General features: G+C 40.4%; 17 protein-coding genes. 5 read left to right on the forward strand and 12 right to left on the reverse strand.

The window, feature by feature from the left end; genetic code table 11:
* Window positions 1-142 precede the first annotated feature (142 nt).
* The 4 genes from ACWOEX_RS01470 to ACWOEX_RS01485 all read left to right on the forward strand — a co-directional run bounded on the left by ACWOEX_RS01470 (window position 143) and on the right by ACWOEX_RS01485 (window position 5,742).
* Window positions 143-826 carry a histidine phosphatase family protein gene (locus ACWOEX_RS01470; protein ID WP_455297485.1) on the forward strand — a complete coding sequence of 228 codons (684 nt, stop codon included), beginning with the start codon at window positions 143-145 and terminating at the stop codon, window positions 824-826.
* 29 nt (window positions 827-855) lie between these two features.
* A complete protein-coding gene (locus ACWOEX_RS01475) occupies window positions 856-2,172 on the forward strand; it encodes a M18 family aminopeptidase (RefSeq protein ID WP_455297486.1) in 1,317 nt (438 codons plus the stop codon).
* A 107-nt stretch (window positions 2,173-2,279) separates the two neighbouring features.
* A complete protein-coding gene (locus ACWOEX_RS01480; RefSeq protein WP_455297487.1) occupies window positions 2,280-4,022 on the forward strand; it encodes an ABC transporter ATP-binding protein in 1,743 nt (580 codons plus the stop codon).
* Window positions 4,003-5,742: an ABC transporter ATP-binding protein gene (locus ACWOEX_RS01485; RefSeq protein ID WP_455297488.1), complete on the forward strand. Its 1,740-nt coding sequence runs from the start codon at window positions 4,003-4,005 to the stop codon at window positions 5,740-5,742. The genes ACWOEX_RS01480 and ACWOEX_RS01485 overlap by 20 nt, the downstream gene beginning before the upstream one ends.
* An 87-nt stretch (window positions 5,743-5,829) precedes the next feature.
* Here the strand turns inward: ACWOEX_RS01485 and gpmA are convergent, their stop codons facing one another.
* The 11 genes from gpmA to ACWOEX_RS01540 form a co-directional block, all read right to left on the reverse strand.
* Complete coding sequence (gene gpmA / locus ACWOEX_RS01490) at window positions 5,830-6,501, reverse strand: 2,3-diphosphoglycerate-dependent phosphoglycerate mutase (RefSeq protein ID WP_455297489.1); 672 nt, start codon at window positions 6,499-6,501, stop codon at window positions 5,830-5,832.
* Between the two features lie 99 nt (window positions 6,502-6,600).
* Window positions 6,601-7,278, reverse strand: coding sequence for a 2,3-bisphosphoglycerate-dependent phosphoglycerate mutase (locus tag ACWOEX_RS01495; protein WP_455297490.1), 678 nt, complete (start codon window positions 7,276-7,278; stop codon window positions 6,601-6,603).
* 105 nt (window positions 7,279-7,383) lie between these two features.
* Window positions 7,384-8,022, reverse strand: coding sequence for a V-type ATP synthase subunit D (locus ACWOEX_RS01500; RefSeq protein ID WP_455297491.1), 639 nt, complete (start codon window positions 8,020-8,022; stop codon window positions 7,384-7,386).
* Window positions 8,023-8,024: 2 nt separating this feature from the next.
* Window positions 8,025-9,416, reverse strand: a complete 1,392-nt coding sequence (locus ACWOEX_RS01505) for a V-type ATP synthase subunit B (RefSeq protein ID WP_455297492.1) — start codon at window positions 9,414-9,416, stop codon at window positions 8,025-8,027.
* Window positions 9,417-9,431: 15 nt separating this feature from the next.
* Window positions 9,432-11,198, reverse strand: coding sequence for a V-type ATP synthase subunit A (locus ACWOEX_RS01510; protein ID WP_455297493.1), 1,767 nt, complete (start codon window positions 11,196-11,198; stop codon window positions 9,432-9,434).
* Entirely contained in the window at window positions 11,195-11,779 is a 585-nt protein-coding gene (locus tag ACWOEX_RS01515; RefSeq protein ID WP_455297494.1) for a hypothetical protein, read from the reverse strand. Before ACWOEX_RS01515 ends, ACWOEX_RS01510 begins: the two co-directional genes overlap by 4 nt.
* Window positions 11,780-11,793: 14 nt before the next feature.
* Window positions 11,794-12,096 (reverse strand): V-type ATP synthase subunit F, encoded by a 303-nt coding sequence (locus tag ACWOEX_RS01520; RefSeq protein ID WP_455297495.1) that lies wholly within the window; start codon window positions 12,094-12,096, stop codon window positions 11,794-11,796.
* Window positions 12,096-12,527, reverse strand: a complete 432-nt coding sequence (locus tag ACWOEX_RS01525) for an ATP synthase subunit C (RefSeq protein ID WP_455297496.1) — start codon at window positions 12,525-12,527, stop codon at window positions 12,096-12,098. Before ACWOEX_RS01525 ends, ACWOEX_RS01520 begins: the two co-directional genes overlap by 1 nt.
* Window positions 12,528-12,543: 16 nt before the next feature.
* Window positions 12,544-14,493, reverse strand: coding sequence for a V-type ATP synthase subunit I (locus ACWOEX_RS01530; RefSeq protein WP_455297497.1), 1,950 nt, complete (start codon window positions 14,491-14,493; stop codon window positions 12,544-12,546).
* 21 nt (window positions 14,494-14,514) lie between these two features.
* Window positions 14,515-15,528 (reverse strand): V0D/AC39 family V-type ATPase subunit, encoded by a 1,014-nt coding sequence (locus ACWOEX_RS01535; RefSeq protein WP_455297498.1) that lies wholly within the window; start codon window positions 15,526-15,528, stop codon window positions 14,515-14,517.
* Window positions 15,521-15,850: a hypothetical protein gene (locus ACWOEX_RS01540; protein ID WP_455297499.1), complete on the reverse strand. Its 330-nt coding sequence runs from the start codon at window positions 15,848-15,850 to the stop codon at window positions 15,521-15,523. Before ACWOEX_RS01540 ends, ACWOEX_RS01535 begins: the two co-directional genes overlap by 8 nt.
* A 184-nt stretch (window positions 15,851-16,034) precedes the next feature.
* Here ACWOEX_RS01540 and ACWOEX_RS01545 point away from each other — a divergent pair, with 184 nt between their 5' ends.
* A complete protein-coding gene (locus ACWOEX_RS01545) occupies window positions 16,035-16,526 on the forward strand; it encodes a nucleoside 2-deoxyribosyltransferase (RefSeq protein WP_455297500.1) in 492 nt (163 codons plus the stop codon).
* Between the two features lie 163 nt (window positions 16,527-16,689).
* Here the strand turns inward: ACWOEX_RS01545 and ACWOEX_RS01550 are convergent, their stop codons facing one another.
* Window positions 16,690-17,643, reverse strand: coding sequence for an amidohydrolase family protein (locus ACWOEX_RS01550; RefSeq protein ID WP_455297501.1), 954 nt, complete (start codon window positions 17,641-17,643; stop codon window positions 16,690-16,692).
* Between the last annotated feature and the right edge of the window lie 15 nt (window positions 17,644-17,658).

A 17,658-nucleotide genomic window follows, 5' to 3' on the forward strand; every position in this document is an offset into this window, starting at 1 on the left:
GTAAATGACTCCTTTCTCTTACTAGGATAGTCGTTATCTTAACATAGATTGGTAACTGTGGCACAAATTCAATAAAAATTAACGCTTTCTTTAATTATTAGGATTCACTCGGTATAATATGAATGATGAGGGAGGTCAAATAATGACAGCAACGATTTATTTAGTACGGCATGGACAGACAACAGCAAATCGCGCTCAAATTGTACAGGGATGGGCAGATTCAGGGCTTACAGACGCGGGGATTGCGGTTGCAGACTCTGACGGTGAGAAGTTACGTCATGTCCCTTTCCGTGCGGCTTATTCGAGTGATTTAAGTCGCGCTTCGGAGACAGCAAGACATATTTTGAATAAAAACGAGTTCTTATCGCCAGATGAACTCATAATAAAAAAGGATTTACGTGAAGTATCATTCGGTACCAATCAGGGTGCTTTTGGCCCAGCAATGAAAGAATTGCTGGATAATTACGCGCAGTCAGGTGTGTATCCATACGAAACGCCTAAAGATGAATTATCGGCATATATCAATAGCATTCTTCACTACGATCCAAAAGGTGAAGCTGAAGACTTTGAAATGTTTACCAAACGAATTATCTCGGCAATGACAGCGATTGCTGAGGCACATGATGAATCAAATGATGATGTCCTTGTCGTGTCTCATGGGATGATGATTCGTACATTCTACACAGTCATGTTTCCGAGCGATATTGCTTATGAAAGTGTCCAAAATGGCGGTGTCGGTCGCATGACGTATCATAATGGTGAATGGCAGATGATCAGTTATAACGAAAATCTAAGCGATATGCGGATTGAGGAGTCTTGGTTTTAATTATACCTTGTAGAATAGGGGGAAATACAATGCAAAAAACAGCAGAACAATTAATGGATTTTATTCAACACAGTCCATCCGCATTCCATGCAGTGGATCAAATTAAACAGCGTCTGAAATCAGAAGGTTTTCAAGAACTTTTTGAAGGTGAAGCGTGGGATGTCTCACGAGGTGGTAATTACTTTGTTACACGTAACGATTCTAGTCTGATTGCTGTAAAGATCGGGGAAAATGTTGAAACACCCACGTTCCAAATGGTAGCTAGTCATAGTGATTCGCCGACTTTCCGTCTCAAAAACAATAAAATTATACCAGACGAGCATTATTTACGATTAAATACTGAGAATTATGGCGGCGCGATTGTATCTAGCTGGTTAGACCGCCCATTATCGCTCGCCGGTCGAATAATTGTTAAAACTGACCAAGGTGTTGAAAGTCGTCTCGTAAATATTGATCGTGATTTGTTAACTATTCCTAATGTAGCGATTCACTTATTGCGTGATCAGGCAGGTGGCCATAATTACCAGCCACATATTGATCTCGTACCATTATTGGGATTACATGGCGATAATGATGAGGAACGATTCAATCAATTACTGGCAGACGAAGCGGGTGTCACTCCTGAACAAATTTTAGGAACGGATCTTTCATTGTATAATCGCACTCCTGGCACAATTTGGGGAATATCAAATGAGTTCTTTTCAAGTCGCCAACTCGATAATCTCATGTCTGCTTATACGACTTTTGAGGGGTTCATCCGAGGTCATAATGAACAAAATATTAATGTATATTTGTTATTTGATAATGAAGAAGTCGGTTCGGGAACAAAACAAGGCGCATTATCGACATTTGCACCAGATGTTTTGAAACGACTGATTTACACACTTGGTGGCTCGATGGAGGATTACTTCCGTGCATTAGCAAATGGCTTCATGGTCAGTGCTGATAATGCACATGCTGTGCATCCAAATCATCCAGAGTTGCATGATGACACAGATCGTTCATACTTGAATCAAGGAATTGTTGTGAAGTCAAATGCTGAACAACATTACACTTCTGATGCGCAGAGTATTGCTGTCTTTAAATGGTTATGCGAACAAGCCAATGTTCCCGTACAATACTTCTCTAACCGTTCAGATAAACGTGGAGGGTCTACACTCGGAAATCTGATGATGCGACAAGCGTCCATCAATACCGTTGATGTTGGTCTGCCGCAATTAGCCATGCATTCTGCCTATGAGACCGCAGGGGTAGAAGATCCCGCTTATATGGTACAGGCTATTGAAATGTTCTTTAACTATCATTTTGAAAAAAAGCAAAGCAATCGTTTTTTATTCACTAAGTAAAGATTAACAGAGAAGCTTTCGCACGTTCGCGAAAGCTTTTTATGTATGCAATTTTTATTTTTTTAAACGAACAGGTATGATAGGAGGATAGAGTTGGAGGATTATATGTGAAAGTTAGAGATATATTACTTAAAAATAAAAAGAGAGCGAGTCTCGCCTTCCTATCGAAGACCACAGAATCGATTCTCGAGTTATTGATTCCCTTAGTCATGGCGAGTCTGATTGATAACAGTGTAAAAACTGGCGATGTGACAGGCGTCTGGCTAAAAGGGAGTTTGTTGATCATTCTGCCTATCATCGGTTATATCTTCGCATTGATTTGTCAGTGGAATGCTTCACTTGTGGCACAAAAATCTGGAACTGAAATTCGTCAATTAATCTATGAACATATGTTGCGGTTAGATCTCCGTCAAATCCAGCATTTTACGCCATCAAAGATTACAACGATGATGACGAACGATACGATTAATATTCAAGATGCTGTGGCGAGGGCTTTAAGATTGGTCAGTCGTGCACCGATTCTATTAGTAGGTGCTATTATTTTAGCGATAAAGGTAAGTGCAGACTTAGCGCCAATCTTTATTGTTACAGCATTAATAATCGCTGTCTTACTAACGATAGTCACATTGGTGACTAACCGATACTATGCGCGTATCCAAGCAAAGTTAGATCATCTCTCGAAGCGTTTACGTGAAAATATCAGTGGTATTCGTGTGATTCGCGCCTTTGCCAACCAACATCAAGAAATGCGGCAATTTGAATATAATAATGATCAATTGATGCATAAGCAGACCGCTGCTGGGCGTTGGCAAGCGGCAGCTATGCCGATGAGTTCGATGCTCGTTAATATCGCTATCGGTGGTATTTTATGGTTTGGCTCAGGATTAGTTAATGATGGACAATTTTTACAAGGAGAAGTTGTCGCACTCGTTAATTATATGAATATTATTATGCAATCACTACAAATTCTCGTCAACGTGATTACCATCATGAGTCGCGGTTTTGCCGGTCAGAAACGGATTGATACTTTTCTAGCGTTAGAACCTACGATTACAGATCATCAATCAGTTGACTCCTTGATAACTACTTCTGATAAAGGTATAGCATTATCATTTGATAATATTTCATTTGGTTATGGGAAAAAGGATGTACTCGAAGATATTCAATTTGACGTGACCCCAGGTGAACGTATCGGTATTATCGGTGGTACTGGCTCCGGTAAATCAACATTGGTCGCTTTAATCATGCGATTATTTGAAACGCATAGCGGTCAGTTACGGATTAATGGTGTAGATATTAAAGATTGGCCATTGAACAAACTCCGTAAGCAAATTGCTTATGTTCCGCAAAAAACAACATTATTGCGTGGTACAGTGCGTGAAAATATGCAGATGGGACATGAAAAAATTACAGATAAACAAATATGGAGAGCGCTGACAGCGGCACAGGCAGCTGACTTTATTCAGTCATCCCCTAAGCAATTAGAGACTAAAGTGGCTGAGGCGGGGACTAACTTTTCTGGTGGTCAGCGCCAACGATTGACTATTGCGCGTGCGTTAGTCAAAAAGGCACCACTAACGATACTCGACGATTCGGCCAGTGCGTTGGATTATGCAACGGAGCAGAGACTATACCAATCATTATTCGCATTACCAACGACATTAATTGTTGTCTCGCAACGGATTTCATCCTTACAATCAATGGATCGCATTATCGTAATGTTGAATGGAAAGATTGATGCTATAGGTACGCATGAGGACTTATTAAAAGAGAATGAAACATATCAAGAATTGTATCAATCACAATTCCCAGCTGGAGAGGAGGCATTCGATGCGCCGTCAAACGTTTAAACAATTAGTCGCTTACTGTCTACATTATCCATGGTTGACTTTAAGTATCTTAGTGTCGTCCTTAATAATGGTCGTCGCACAAGTATTGATTCCGATCATTATCGGTCAAGCGGTTAATCAGATTGTTGGTGTCAATGCCGTTAACTTTTCAAGTGTTTGGGTAGCTATTCAATATTTATTGCTATTGGCAATAGTATCTTCAGTTGCTGAATTTTTCCAAAACGAATTAACGAATCGTTTAACGTATCGTGTGACGAATGATTTGCGAACAGCGGTATTCAAACGTATGCACCATTTACCATTAAGTACACTCGATCAGTATGCACCGGGTGATATTGTTGCACGAGCGATTAATGATGTTGAAAGCATTGGAACGGGTCTCCAGCAATCGTTTTTAAGCTTGTTCTCAGGTATCGGTATGATTATCTGTATTCTAATCATGATGTTATGGTTGAATTTCTGGATCGGAGCACTTGTGGTGCTACTAACACCATTATCGATCGTTTTAGCGAATGTTATCTCCAACCGAACTTATCGTTACTTTAATGAACAAATGACGATTCGTGGTGAGATGAGTAGCTTTATTTCTGAGATGGCGTCCAATCAATTGCTGAGTAAAGTAATGGGATTCGAAGAAGCTAGTTTACAAAAATTTGAAGCTATTAATGCAAGAGAAGATGAAAGTGGGGTTAAACAACAATTTGCAGGAGCATTGATTAATCCTACGACGCGTGTAGCGAATAGCTTCGTATACTTTACAGTTGGTATTTCTGGGGGTCTGGCTGTAATTTCTGGGAGCTTGTCTATCGGTGCATTTACGAGTTTTTTGACCTATGCCAATCAATACATGAAACCGTTTAATGAAATTTCAAATGTACTCAATGAAATGCAAAATGCATTATCTGCGGCTGAACGTATCTTTGAGTTCTTAGCCAATGAACCGCTTGTTGAATCATCAAATACGCAGACGATTGACACGCTCGAGGGCCAAATTAGTATTAGAGATCTTGCATTTAGTTATTCTAGCGATCAACCGCTTATTGAAGATTTCAATTTGGATGTTAATGCTGGGGATACGGTTGCTATCGTTGGTGAAACAGGCGCTGGAAAAACGACGTTGATCAACTTATTACTACGTTTCTACGAGGTCGATCGTGGAGAGATAGTGATCGATGGTGTGCGCACAACAGCGATGTCGCGCGATTATTTACGCAGTTTATTTGGAATGGTTCTTCAAGATGCCTGGTTATTCAACGGAACGATCTTTGACAATATTCGTTATGGTAAGCCGAACGCCTCACGAGCAGAGGTGGCTGAAGCAGCGAAACAAGCCCACTGTCATAAACTTATTAAACAGTTGGATGATGGCTACGATACAGTCATTGGTGATCATGCGATTAACTTATCTGAAGGGCAGCAGCAGCTAATTTGTATCGCACGTATTATCCTGACACAGCCGAAAATGTTGATATTAGATGAAGCGACGAGCTTCCTTGATACGATGACAAGTAGTTTAGTCCAGCGCGCTTTTGACGATTTGATGAAAGACAAAACGGCATTTGTTGTTGCCCATCGTCTCTCGACGATTCAAAATGCGACGACAATTCTAGTGATGTCACATGGTCAAATTGTTGAAAAGGGTGATCATGACACACTTCTTCGCCGACGCGGCGCTTACTATGATTTGTATAATAGTCAGTTTAAAAATCTAGTGAATTAAAACCAATACAAAAGAAAAGACAACGCGACACAATAACTGCGCAGCGTTGTCTTTTTAGATTAGATTTATAACTCAGTAGAATGACAATTATTTGTCTAAAACGACTTTGTTTGTCACATTGAGGTTTTCGTCAATGTCATAAACGATTGGTTGACCGGTAGCTAATTCGTGGTTTGGAATATCTTCATCAGAGATTTTTTCCAAGTATTTAGTTAATGAACGCAAACTGTTACCGTGAGCAACCACTAAAACGTTCTTACCTTGTTTCAAGTCTGGAGCAATGTGGTCTTCCCAGTATGGTAGAGTACGTCCCAAAGTGTCCTTTAAGGATTCACCAGGGAGCAAGCGGTCGGTATCCAAGTTGTCGTAACGACGGTCGAAGTTGTTTTCACCACGAGGAGGGCGAACATCGTAACTACGACGCCAAATATGAACTTGTTCATCACCGTGTTTTTCAGCAGTTTCTTTCTTATTCAAACCTTGCAAACCACCGTAGTGACGTTCATTCAAGCGCCAGCTTTTTTCGATTGGCAAGTATAATTGACCAAGTTCATCTAATACATAGAAAGAAGTTTCCAACGCACGAGTCAATACAGAAGTGTGTACTTGATCAAATTTGATACCAGTTTCTTTTAATGCTTGACCAGCGTGTTTTGCTTCCTTGATACCATCTTCACTCAATTGTGGGTCTAACCAACCAGTGAACACATTTTCAAGATTCAACTGACTCTGACCATGACGGACAAAGACTAATTTCATAGAATCGTTCCTCCTTAAATTAATACCTCATTAAATAACACTGCTATTATTCTACTCGATTCAGCGACTAGGTTCAATAAGAAATCTATCACAAGTCAGTTATGACCGATGATAACTCTGTTTATTGAGGATATGCAGTGATTCATCCATATCATAGATAATCGGTTCGGCCGTATTGATCTCAATTTGATTGATTTCTTCCGGCGCAATATTTTCCAATATCATGGTCAATGCGCGAAGTAGGTTACCATGGCTTACAATCAGTAGATTTTGGCCGTGTTTCAAAGTTGGAAAGATAGCCTCTTCCAGATACGGCAACAAACGGGCCTGAGTATCTTTGAGACTTTCGCCAGTCGGAAGACAATGGCTATCCAACGAACGATAACGTCGATCATCATCGGGTGAGTCGATTTGCGGTGGTACAGCATCATAGCTGCGACGCCAACACATAATTTGGTCTTCGCCATATTTTTCAGACATGACTTGTTTGTTTTGACCTTCTAAGCTCCCGTAATGTCTGCCATTGAGGCGCCAGTGTTTATGTACTGGAAGCCATAGACAACCCATTTCGCGCAGTAAGTAAAAGGTTGTCTGATTCGTACGTGTCATGAGAGACGTATGAACCTCATCAATGATGATATTCTGTTCATTTAATAATCTTCCAGCTTGTTTAGCTTCTGCAATGCCTTTAGGTGTCAGCGCTGGATCAGCCCAACCAGTAAATAAATATTTTAAATTTGACTCACTTTGTCCATGTCGAATTAAGATCAATTTCATGAAAAGACCTCCATGTTGGTTCAATTGTTATTAGTTTAACATATTTATCGCTTCGTATACTTGTATATAAAAAGGACTACCTTATTGCGATAGTCCTTCAATAAATTAGATCGTTGATGATTCTGCTTTTTCACTCAAGATACGCTTAACGACTTTGAGACGAATAAATTCTTCGCGTTCTTTTTCTTCGAGCGCAGATGAAATTTCTTTTTCAACACTTTGAAGTGCAGGGAGCGTGATATTTTGCAAGGCATTAACACGCTTTTTCGTTTTCTTGATGTTCGCAGCTAAACGATAGGCTGCATTTTCAAGTTGCGCGAGTTGAAATTGTAAAGTTTTAACTTTTTCAAATGCAATACGCGCTTTATCCAAATAAGCACTTGTGGTTGATAATGCATAAGCTGGCTTTATCTGCTGTTCATCATATTTAATATTTGGCACTTCAGTACCCATAATACTACGAATCTGAACTTGTACAGTATCATCAATCGGTACGTCTAATGCAGCATTATACATTCGAACCAATCCCATATCGTCGTCTGCAATATCTAAAGTCTGATAGGCTTCTTTGATGGCAACATCCAATTTTTCTTGAACAGCCTGCGCTTCCTGCATCAAACTTGAAATTTCGTTAACGAGAATCATTCGCTTGCGATCCATCAGTTCATAGCCGTTTTTAGATAATTTGAGCGACTTTTGAACTTGTTGTAGATTACCTTTCGTCGGCGCATGATTAACTTGCACGATTATTCACCTTCTGTCGGCATTTGATCGTAATATTTATCGAGAATAGCGGTATCCATTCGTGTCAATTCTTCTTTAGGGAATTGACGTAATAGTTTCCAACCCAAATCCAGTGTTTCTTGAACCGTACGCGCATGATCTGAACCCTGACCGACAAAGGTTTGCTCGAAGTCTTCGCCAAATGTGAGGTACTTCTTATCTAAGTCAGAGAGTTCTTCTTCACCGATAACAGAAGCTAGACTACGCGCTTCCTGTGCACCAGAATAAGCAGAGAACAATTGATTAGAAACCGCATCGTGATCTTCTCGTGTATAACCTTCACCGATTCCATCTTTCATCAAACGAGAGAGGGAAGGTAGCACATTGATCGGCGGATAAATATTTTTACCTTCGAGTTCACGATCTAATACGATCTGACCTTCAGTAATGTAACCTGTCAAGTCAGGGATCGGATGGGTAATATCGTTGTTCGGCATTGTCAGAATCGGAATCTGTGTCACAGATCCCTGATGTCCCTTAACGATCCCTGCGCGTTCATAAATCGAAGCGAGCTCAGAGTAAAGGTAGCCTGGATAACCTTTACGTGAAGGGATTTCTTGTTTTGCATTGGACACTTCGCGCAACGCTTCACAGAAACTCGTCATATCCGTCAATATGACGAGGACATGATAACCTAAATCATAAGCAAGATATTCTGCTGTTGTTAATGCGACTCGTGGTGTAATCAGACGTTCCATCACGGGATCATCTGCGGTATTAATAAACATCGATACGTGATCGATAGCGCCAGATTCTTCAAATTGATGTCTGAAGAAATCGGCCACGTCATTCTTCACACCCATTGCCGCAAAGACAACCGCAAATTCACCTTCGACATTGTCACCAAGTTTAGATTGCTTCACGATCTCAGCGGCAAGCTCATTGTGAGGCATACCATCACCAGAAAAGATAGGTAATTTTTGACCACGAATCAGGGTGGTCAATCCATCAATCGCACTGAATCCTGTTTCAATGTAGTCACGTGGATAAATACGTGAGACAGGATTCAACGGGGCGCCATTAACATCACGATGGATATCAGAGTGAATAGCACCCAAGCCATCAATCGGACGACCGATACCATCGAACGTACGCCCTAAGACTTCTGGACTCAAGGTGATTTCCATCCCATGACCGGTAAAGATTGTATGCGTATTATCCAGAGACATAGCTGCCGTTTGGTCGAACACCTGAACGAGGGCACGCTCTCCCTCCATTGTAATAATTTGTCCGAGCTTTTCTTCTGTACGATTGACACGGAAACGAACAATATCACCGTACGCAGCGCCTCTAACACCATCAACGGTTACTAGGGGACCTTCAATTGCACGTAGATCAAGATATTCTATAGCCATTTTTGATTCCCCTTTCTAACCATTTTCTGCCATTGCTTGATCGTAGAAGTTATCGATATTTTGTTTATAGTCATCGAAAACAGATAGATCATCATTCGGCACATTATATTTCATATTAATCACGTCGGAGAAGATCGTGTACTTCTTCAAGTAGCTCACTGGCATTCCCCATTGTACTAGCTGTTTACAACGCTGGTGGAGATAAATAATTGTTTCGAGCATCTTGTCTTGCTTTTCAATTGGGACTGCACAGTCGATATCATGGAATGTATTCTGCTGTAAGAAACCGAGTCGCAGAACACGTGCAATCTCAAGCACTAATTTTTGACTTTCAGGTAAGACATCAGCACCGATCAATTTCACAACTTCATTCAATTCATCCTCTTCATGGAGAAGAGCCATCATTGTCGCACGATTATTGATAAAATGATCGCTTACATTCTTTGCAAACCAACCCGAGAGGTCATCCACGTATTGACTGTAACTCTCCATCCAGTTAATGGCAGGGTAGTGACGCATGTGAGCGAGGTTTGCATCTAATCCCCAGAAGCAACGGACGAAACGTTTAGTATTCTGTGTCACGGGTTCGGAGAAATCCCCACCTTGAGGTGATACGGCACCGATAATAGAAACTGAGCCACTATCATGATTTAGCGTCATCATTTCACCCGCACGTTCATAGAAGGTAGCAATACGACTCGCTAGATACGCAGGGTAACCTTCTTCAGCTGGCATTTCTTCCAAACGACCAGATAACTCGCGCAACGCTTCAGCCCAACGCGATGTAGAGTCAGCCATGATCGCAACATCATATCCCATATCGCGGTAATACTCCGCAATCGTAATTCCAGTATAGATAGATGCTTCACGTGCAGCTACCGGCATATTGGATGTATTTGCGATTAATACGGTACGTTCCATTAATGAAGCACCTGTACGTGGATCAATCAGTTTACTAAAGTCTTCCAACACCTCAGTCATTTCGTTTCCACGTTCGCCACAACCAATATAGACGATAACGTCCGCTTCCGCGTAACGTGCAATTTGATGTTGCATCGTTGTTTTACCAGTACCGAACCCACCAGGTATTGCTGCTGTTCCTCCCTTAGTAATAGGGAAGACCGTATCAATAATACGCTGTCCAGTAAGTAATGGTTTATTGGCTTCCATACGTTTGATGACTGGACGCGGCGTACGAATCGCCCAACGCTGTGCCGGTTTCACTTCATAAATGGTTCCATCGAAGGTTTTAATTTTTATAATAGTTTCTTCGACAGTGTATTCACCTTCAGGCATGACCTCGACGACTTCACCGATCACACGCGGCGGAATCATTACGCGATGCATAATAGCATTCGTTTCAGGAATTTCTGCAACAATTGAACCACCTTGGACTTGATCGCCCACAGCAACTTTGAAATTCACAGGCCATTTTTTATCAACATCAAGTGGATTCACTTGTGCGCCACGAAAAATCTGATAACCCATTTTCTCAGATATTTTTTCTAAGGGACGTTGAATCCCATCATAAATATTATTTAGCATCCCTGGTCCTAGCGTGACAGACAATGGGGAGCCTGACCCGATGACTGGTTCGCCAGGTTTAATACCAGCAGTTTCTTCGTAAACTTGAATCGTCGTGCTCTGACTGTCAATCTTAATGACTTCGCCAACAAGATGCGCATTACCAACATAAACCAGTTCTTGCATTGATAAGCGTGTCTGACCTTTGATCTTAACGATTGGTCCATTAATTGAATAAATGGTTTCTACTTGACTCAATGCCCATCGCCTCCAATAATGTCAAAATTCTGGCTCCAGTCTTCCAAGTATGTAATGAATGAGTCATCAATCAGTACATCACGTTTACGAAGTACGCCACGCATACCACCAAGTAGGGGGCGGTCAGAGATGATCACCGGATGTTCTAAAACGGCTTCGCATTCTGATAATAGCGCTGCATCAGACGGATCAATATATAAGTCATATTGTTCATCTTGTGCGAGTGCTTGAATACTTTGACCCATAGCTAATAACTGTTTTTTGTAGTCTGTTGTTTGTTTGTATTCCTTAAGACGCTCTTTAAAGCGATCAATAATTTTATCCTTCAATTTCGAACGCTTAAGATAGAGGTCACGTTGGTAGCGAATTTGTAGTTCAGATAACATTTTGTTGTTTTCTTTTCGAATCGTATTGGATTCTGACTCGAAACGTTCTTTATTCGATTGATCCGTTTCTTCAACAAATTTTTGATAATCAGCCTGAAGCTGTTCTTCATAGTTATCTAATTGTGCACGTAGATCCTTCTCAGCATTTTCGAGGATATTCTGTTCAAAAAACGCAATTTTTTCTCTTGTTTTCATTATCAATCTTCCTCTTATAACGATAATCCAATTGCCTTTTGGATAATTTCAGCAATGGATGTACTGCTTTCTTGTTGATCTTCGGGTGCTTCAACAATTAACGGTTGTGAACGATTAAAACGTATATCATCCACTAATTCACGATGTACTTCGATGAGATGTGCGGAGATCATCAAAATCCCGATAGATGAATCATTGATTGCTTTTTCAAAAGCTTTCTCAAATTGGTCGTTATTTTCGATGTATTCACCACCAACACCAGCAAGACGCATACCCGTTAACGTCCGCACGTGGTCTGTCAAAACAAAACTTTTCATTAGAGACGACCCAAGATGGAGAAGGAGATGATCAAACCGTAAAGGGCGATACCTTCAGCAAGACCAACGAAGATCAATGAACGACCGAAGATAGAGTTATCTTCAGAGATAGCTCCTAATGCGGAAGAGGCAGCAGACGCAACGGCAACCCCACCACCGATACAAGATAAACCGGTAGCCAAAGCTGCTGCAATGAATCCCATACCACTAGCAAAGCCGTCTGTAGCAGCAGTTTCAGCGGCGAGTGAAGGTTGATAGGCTAAAATCAAAGAAATAAGCACACCCGTAAAAACGGCTAAAACATTCGCAGTTAATGCATTCTTATAGCGATTGCGGCTCTTCTTACCTAGGAAGTAATATCCAAATGGCAATACAAAGCCCAATACCAAAGTAGCAATCATTGTTAAGCGAATCATTACATCAAAGTTCATTATCATATACTCCATTCTATTTATTTTCTGACCATAAGCTCTTAAATGAAATGCCGTCACCTTGGAAGAAATGAGAGAATAACTCATAGTATTCCAAACGTAATACCTGAATAAAGACGACAAGTCCTTCAAATCCGACAACAAACAAGTTACCGAGAATCAAAACTAACCAATTTGGTGAGCCAGATTCCACATTGGCAAACATCAATACCACATTCATAATAATCCCGTGACTGATAGCAAAAGCGCCGACACGGACGAATGAAATCGTATTTGAGAAGTAGGTTAGTAGATTTTCAAATGACTCGAAGAATACTGTGACGAGTTGCATACCGATCTCATCCGCTTCTTCTGCTTTTTCCTTACGACGCTCGATGAAACGCATAATCTGTTCATTGAATGCGATGGCCAAGAAACTGAGTGCAATCAGTATCAAGAAGAAAATCGTACCTGGTAGTGGATTTCTCGCCATATAGAAAATCGCTAAGAATACTAAACCACCGTAGAAAATCATGCCCATCAGCCCATTTTTATTGAAGATTGCTTCGAGCGTATCACCTTGTTTGAGACGTTCGATAACATTAATGAACATACTAGCAAGTAATAAGAACATCCCAAAGACAACAGACACAATAAATACCGTATTTAATGTTCCGAAGAAGGGGATATTTGTCATATGTTCAGCTGGTCGGAGCCATAATGCAGGAATCAATTCTTCAAATCCGAAGATACTGCCATATAGTAAACCGAAGATCATTGAACTCAAACCCACTGGTACAAAAAGTTTTGCCATTTTTAACTTTGGTACGAGATAACCGAAGATCCCGAGTAGTAACAACAAAATACCATGACCAAAATCACCAAACATTGCCCCGAACAAGATAGAATATGAAACCGCCACTAAGGCTGTCGGATCCCATTCGTTATAGTTAGGCGAACCGTACATCTTAGTGATCATCTCAAAAGGGCGGAATAGGAAATTATTCTTTAATTTCGTTGGTGGTTTGAGATGACGATTATCTTTATCATCTTCGATGACGATCGTTACATCTTTGTCATCTTTGACATCCTCAGCTAAAGCAAGGGCATCATTTGTCGACATCCACCCGATAATGAGATAGCGTGTTTCTTTCTTCTCAAATTCATTACGGGTAATTGCTGCATATTTACGAATTTGCCAGGCCTGTGATAATTCCTGAAGACGAGCTTTTGCCTGACATAATCTATCAGCAATCGGCGCAATCGATTGACTGAGATAACCATCGATCATATCTTCATGCTTCAGCAGTTCCTTGATGATCGCACTCTGACGTGATGCAATCTCGGCGAGTGTCCCATGCTCATCATCTAAACGAATACGTTCCCAAGACAATGAATAGAAGAGAGCGTCGATGTGTTGACGCATATCCTCAGGGGTGAAGTACACCCCATAAATATAGTCATCCTCTTCCTTAGATGGTATGAAGATACATGGCACATCTGCGTTGATATATTTTTTAAATTTGTAGAAGTTATCTGACGTAAAACGACCAAAACGGAATTTGATATGTTTTAACTGCAGAATACGTTCTAATGGATAATCAATTCCCGAGAACGGTTCATATCTGTTGTATTTTTCTCTAGCTTCAGTCAGTCGCTCATTCACCTGATGAAGCTCATCTAATTCTGTTTTCAGTCGTTGTTCAGTCCCGTCCACAAGTGATTTGATGTAGTCAAATGTCATCGATTCATCAATGTCGCTTGGCACTGTATCGTCCACTTCTATAACTGACAGCAGCTTGTCAATCCGTTGTTCATAGGGTTCATATGGGTTTGGACTTGTGTAAGGTTTTAACGTTTCTACCCCGGATAACTCCTTCAACGTATTGACGGGATGGAAATCGTAATGTCTCAAATATTTATCTGCCATACGATCGATGTCGTCTTTAGGACCGATAATGTTCACGACACTCATTTTTGTGATCACATTTAACACTCCTTTCTATAATTAAGAAATATGGAATCCCACATGCTCAATAATACGAATCAAAGGTAGGATTTCGTTTTGTCGTTTGTATTCAAGATAGTTAATCGATGGGAATAGGGAATTCGGCATCTGTCGGATCATACGTTCTTGAATACTTTGAAGCCATTCGTTCTCTTGCTTCCTAGAAATAATATGTTCTGAATTTTGATCCACTAAGTCACCGTAGCCGGCATCTTGGACCAAGCGATTGTACGTCTGTAAATCCGGCGCTTGCAATAAACCTTCGATCACTAATTCGTTTAGTTTAGCACCATAAGGCAATAGCTCTGGACGAATCTCGTCAGCAGTTAGCTCATAGTAGAATTTCAAACGATAGGTAATCGCTAAATTATCAATATCGATTCTTGTGCCAAACAGCTTCAACATTTCTTTTTGTTCTCTGCCTTCCAAACGTTGCTTAATCTTTTTAAGGATTAATGTATAGATGTAACGTTCAAAAGATTCTTCGAAATGGTGGTGATTATAATTATCTTCATTAAATAATTCACGTGTCTCTTCGAAAAAAGCTGAGAAATCAGTTTCCTGAAATGTTTGGACTAATTGCTGAATATTAGAACTCAACAGCGCTTGTGTGGTGTCAAATCCGCCGTGATGATCAAGATAATGAATATATTTCGGATGAAGCAAACGCAAAGGCAGGCCAGCTTCCTTATATTTCATCACACGATGAATAAAATCTGATTCCATAGTTAGGCCATAGATGCGGAACGCTTCTCTTTGTCCTTGATCAGCGAAGAGATACATCTTATGAAAGTCGATGAATAACGCTTCAATAATCGCTTCTGTCATCAGTGGTACGGATAATCGCTCTGAATTCAAATAAGATAAGACTTCTTGGTAGGTCGCATTACTAGAAAGAATCTGGTGAATCGTACGCAAAGAATCTGCTTGATGCAGTTGCGCCCATTGTTCTTCCTCTAATAGATGACTGATCATTCCACGAATCTTAGTGTTAAGTGCAGTATATCTATTCATCTCTAGCGACTCCTAACTTCATCAATCCTTCTAAGAATTGATCCACAAAGCGATATTCGTCTTCGTCAACGATACGTTCGATACTATTAACATTCTCTTCGTATTTCTGATTAATGGCCGCTTCGCGATGCTGTCGTTCCACTTCAAAATCATGCTTCATCTCATCGAGTTTGGCATTTAATTGTTGACGCGTAGAGGAGAGATATTCTGCTTTTCGCTCATCGTACTTGGCTTTCAACTTTTTCTTTTCTTCAGAGAGGCGAACAGCCACTTCATCTGATTCACGTTCAATTTGAAAAAGTCGGTTAATCGTTTTATCCATTATCATCCCACCTTTACCTGGAGATTAGATCAATCGATCCATCATGATTATAGTCTTCATTTTTATAATTACAATCACCTTTCTAAGATTATCTAAAAATTTTTCACTATCGGTTCTATTTTTTTGTTAATGTTCCGATTTATGCTATAATTCGGTTATTCTATAGAATTGAGGTATCTATGACATGGACATTTATTTAGCCTGTTCTAACTACAATGACTACCAGGCAGAGTGGGTCAAACGTGCGATTGAGGCCTTGGAACAGAACCCAACAATCGGAAATATCTACAACCCATGGGCTAACCAATACAAGGACGTTGACATCGATGACACCACTGGAATGTTCGGTTCTTTCGAATGGCAAGTAAAAACTTACCAAAACGACCGTAATGGTATGGGAACTGCTGATTTAGGTGTGTTCTTAATGGATGTTGATGAACAAGATGAAGGTTGCAACATGGAATTAGGTTTCATGACGGCCAACCACAAACCAGCCGTTGTAGTATTCTTATCTCACGGCGATTCCTTGGATAAAGAAATCCACATTAACTTGATGGTTGCCCAATCTGCAACATATTTCATTAAACAAGATATCGAAGAATTAGCAGACTACAACTTTAACATGATGAAGAGCAATACCATTGAAGACTTGGGTGAAAACTTCAAGATTATCTAATTTCGAAACTAATTGATCATCTATTATTAATAACAACTGTAAAGAGGGAATGGTGCGAATCATTCTCTTTTTTAATTGCTGAATGATAGAAGATAGTAAAATAAAAAAACTGATGAGCTATTGTTGTCCATCAGTCTAGTTAGTAAATATTCAATTGATCATATTAATCGAGTTTGAAAAAAGTTTTCGCATTGTTAAATAGGATGGCTTGTGTTTCTGAATGATTGAATCCAGCGTCTGAGATATACGTTGCTGCACGCACATATTTGTCATCTTGAAAGTAAGGAAAATCACTACCCATGAATAGGTGATCTGTTCCTAGGTTATCTGCTATATTTTTGAGTGCTAACGTCGAGAAATTAGCAGCATCAAACCAAAAGTGCTTCTTTAAATTTTCAATAGGATCTTCACTAAATGCCTGCCAATCGGTATAGTTGTCTTTAATACGTTGTAATTGGAAGCTGATACCGCCTCCTAAATGTGCAATATGGAATTTAAGATTTGGATACTTCTTTGGGAAATCAGCTTTAAGTAATTGGAGCGTGACTAGCATATCTTCTATCGGCGCGCCAACGACCCATTCCAACCCAAAATCATTCACAAGAGGACTGCGTGCCCCAGTGCCAGTGGGGTGGATATAGATTGTTGTTGCTAGCTGATTCATTGCTTTAAAAAATGGCGCAAAACGATCATCTGTTAGCGGGATTTCATTACGAACTAATGTAGGTAAGGCGATCCCCTTAAAGTAAGGCTTAGAAAGGACACGCTTTGCTTCATTGATTGCCGCTTTAACATAAGGAAGTGGCACAGCTGCATATGCCACAAAACGCTCGGAATAAGTTTCACAAAGCGATGCATATTCATCATTTAAGAATTGCGCAAGCTCAAAAGCTTCTGCTTCATCTCCCCATTGAGGAACCTGTGGGGTAGCAGAGAGGATTTGCTGCTTCACCCCCGCATCATCCATCATTTTGAAACGTTTCCTCAAGGATGCTTCATCACACCCAGCGCCGATATCCCTTGCTACAGCTGTATCCGGTGCACCGAGTGCTTCTAGTTTATCCAGATACGTCTCTGACCATAAATGCGCATGTGTATCAATTGTTCGTTGTTCCATAGTTGACACCTCAAT

This window comes from Aerococcus vaginalis (assembly GCF_053762225.1).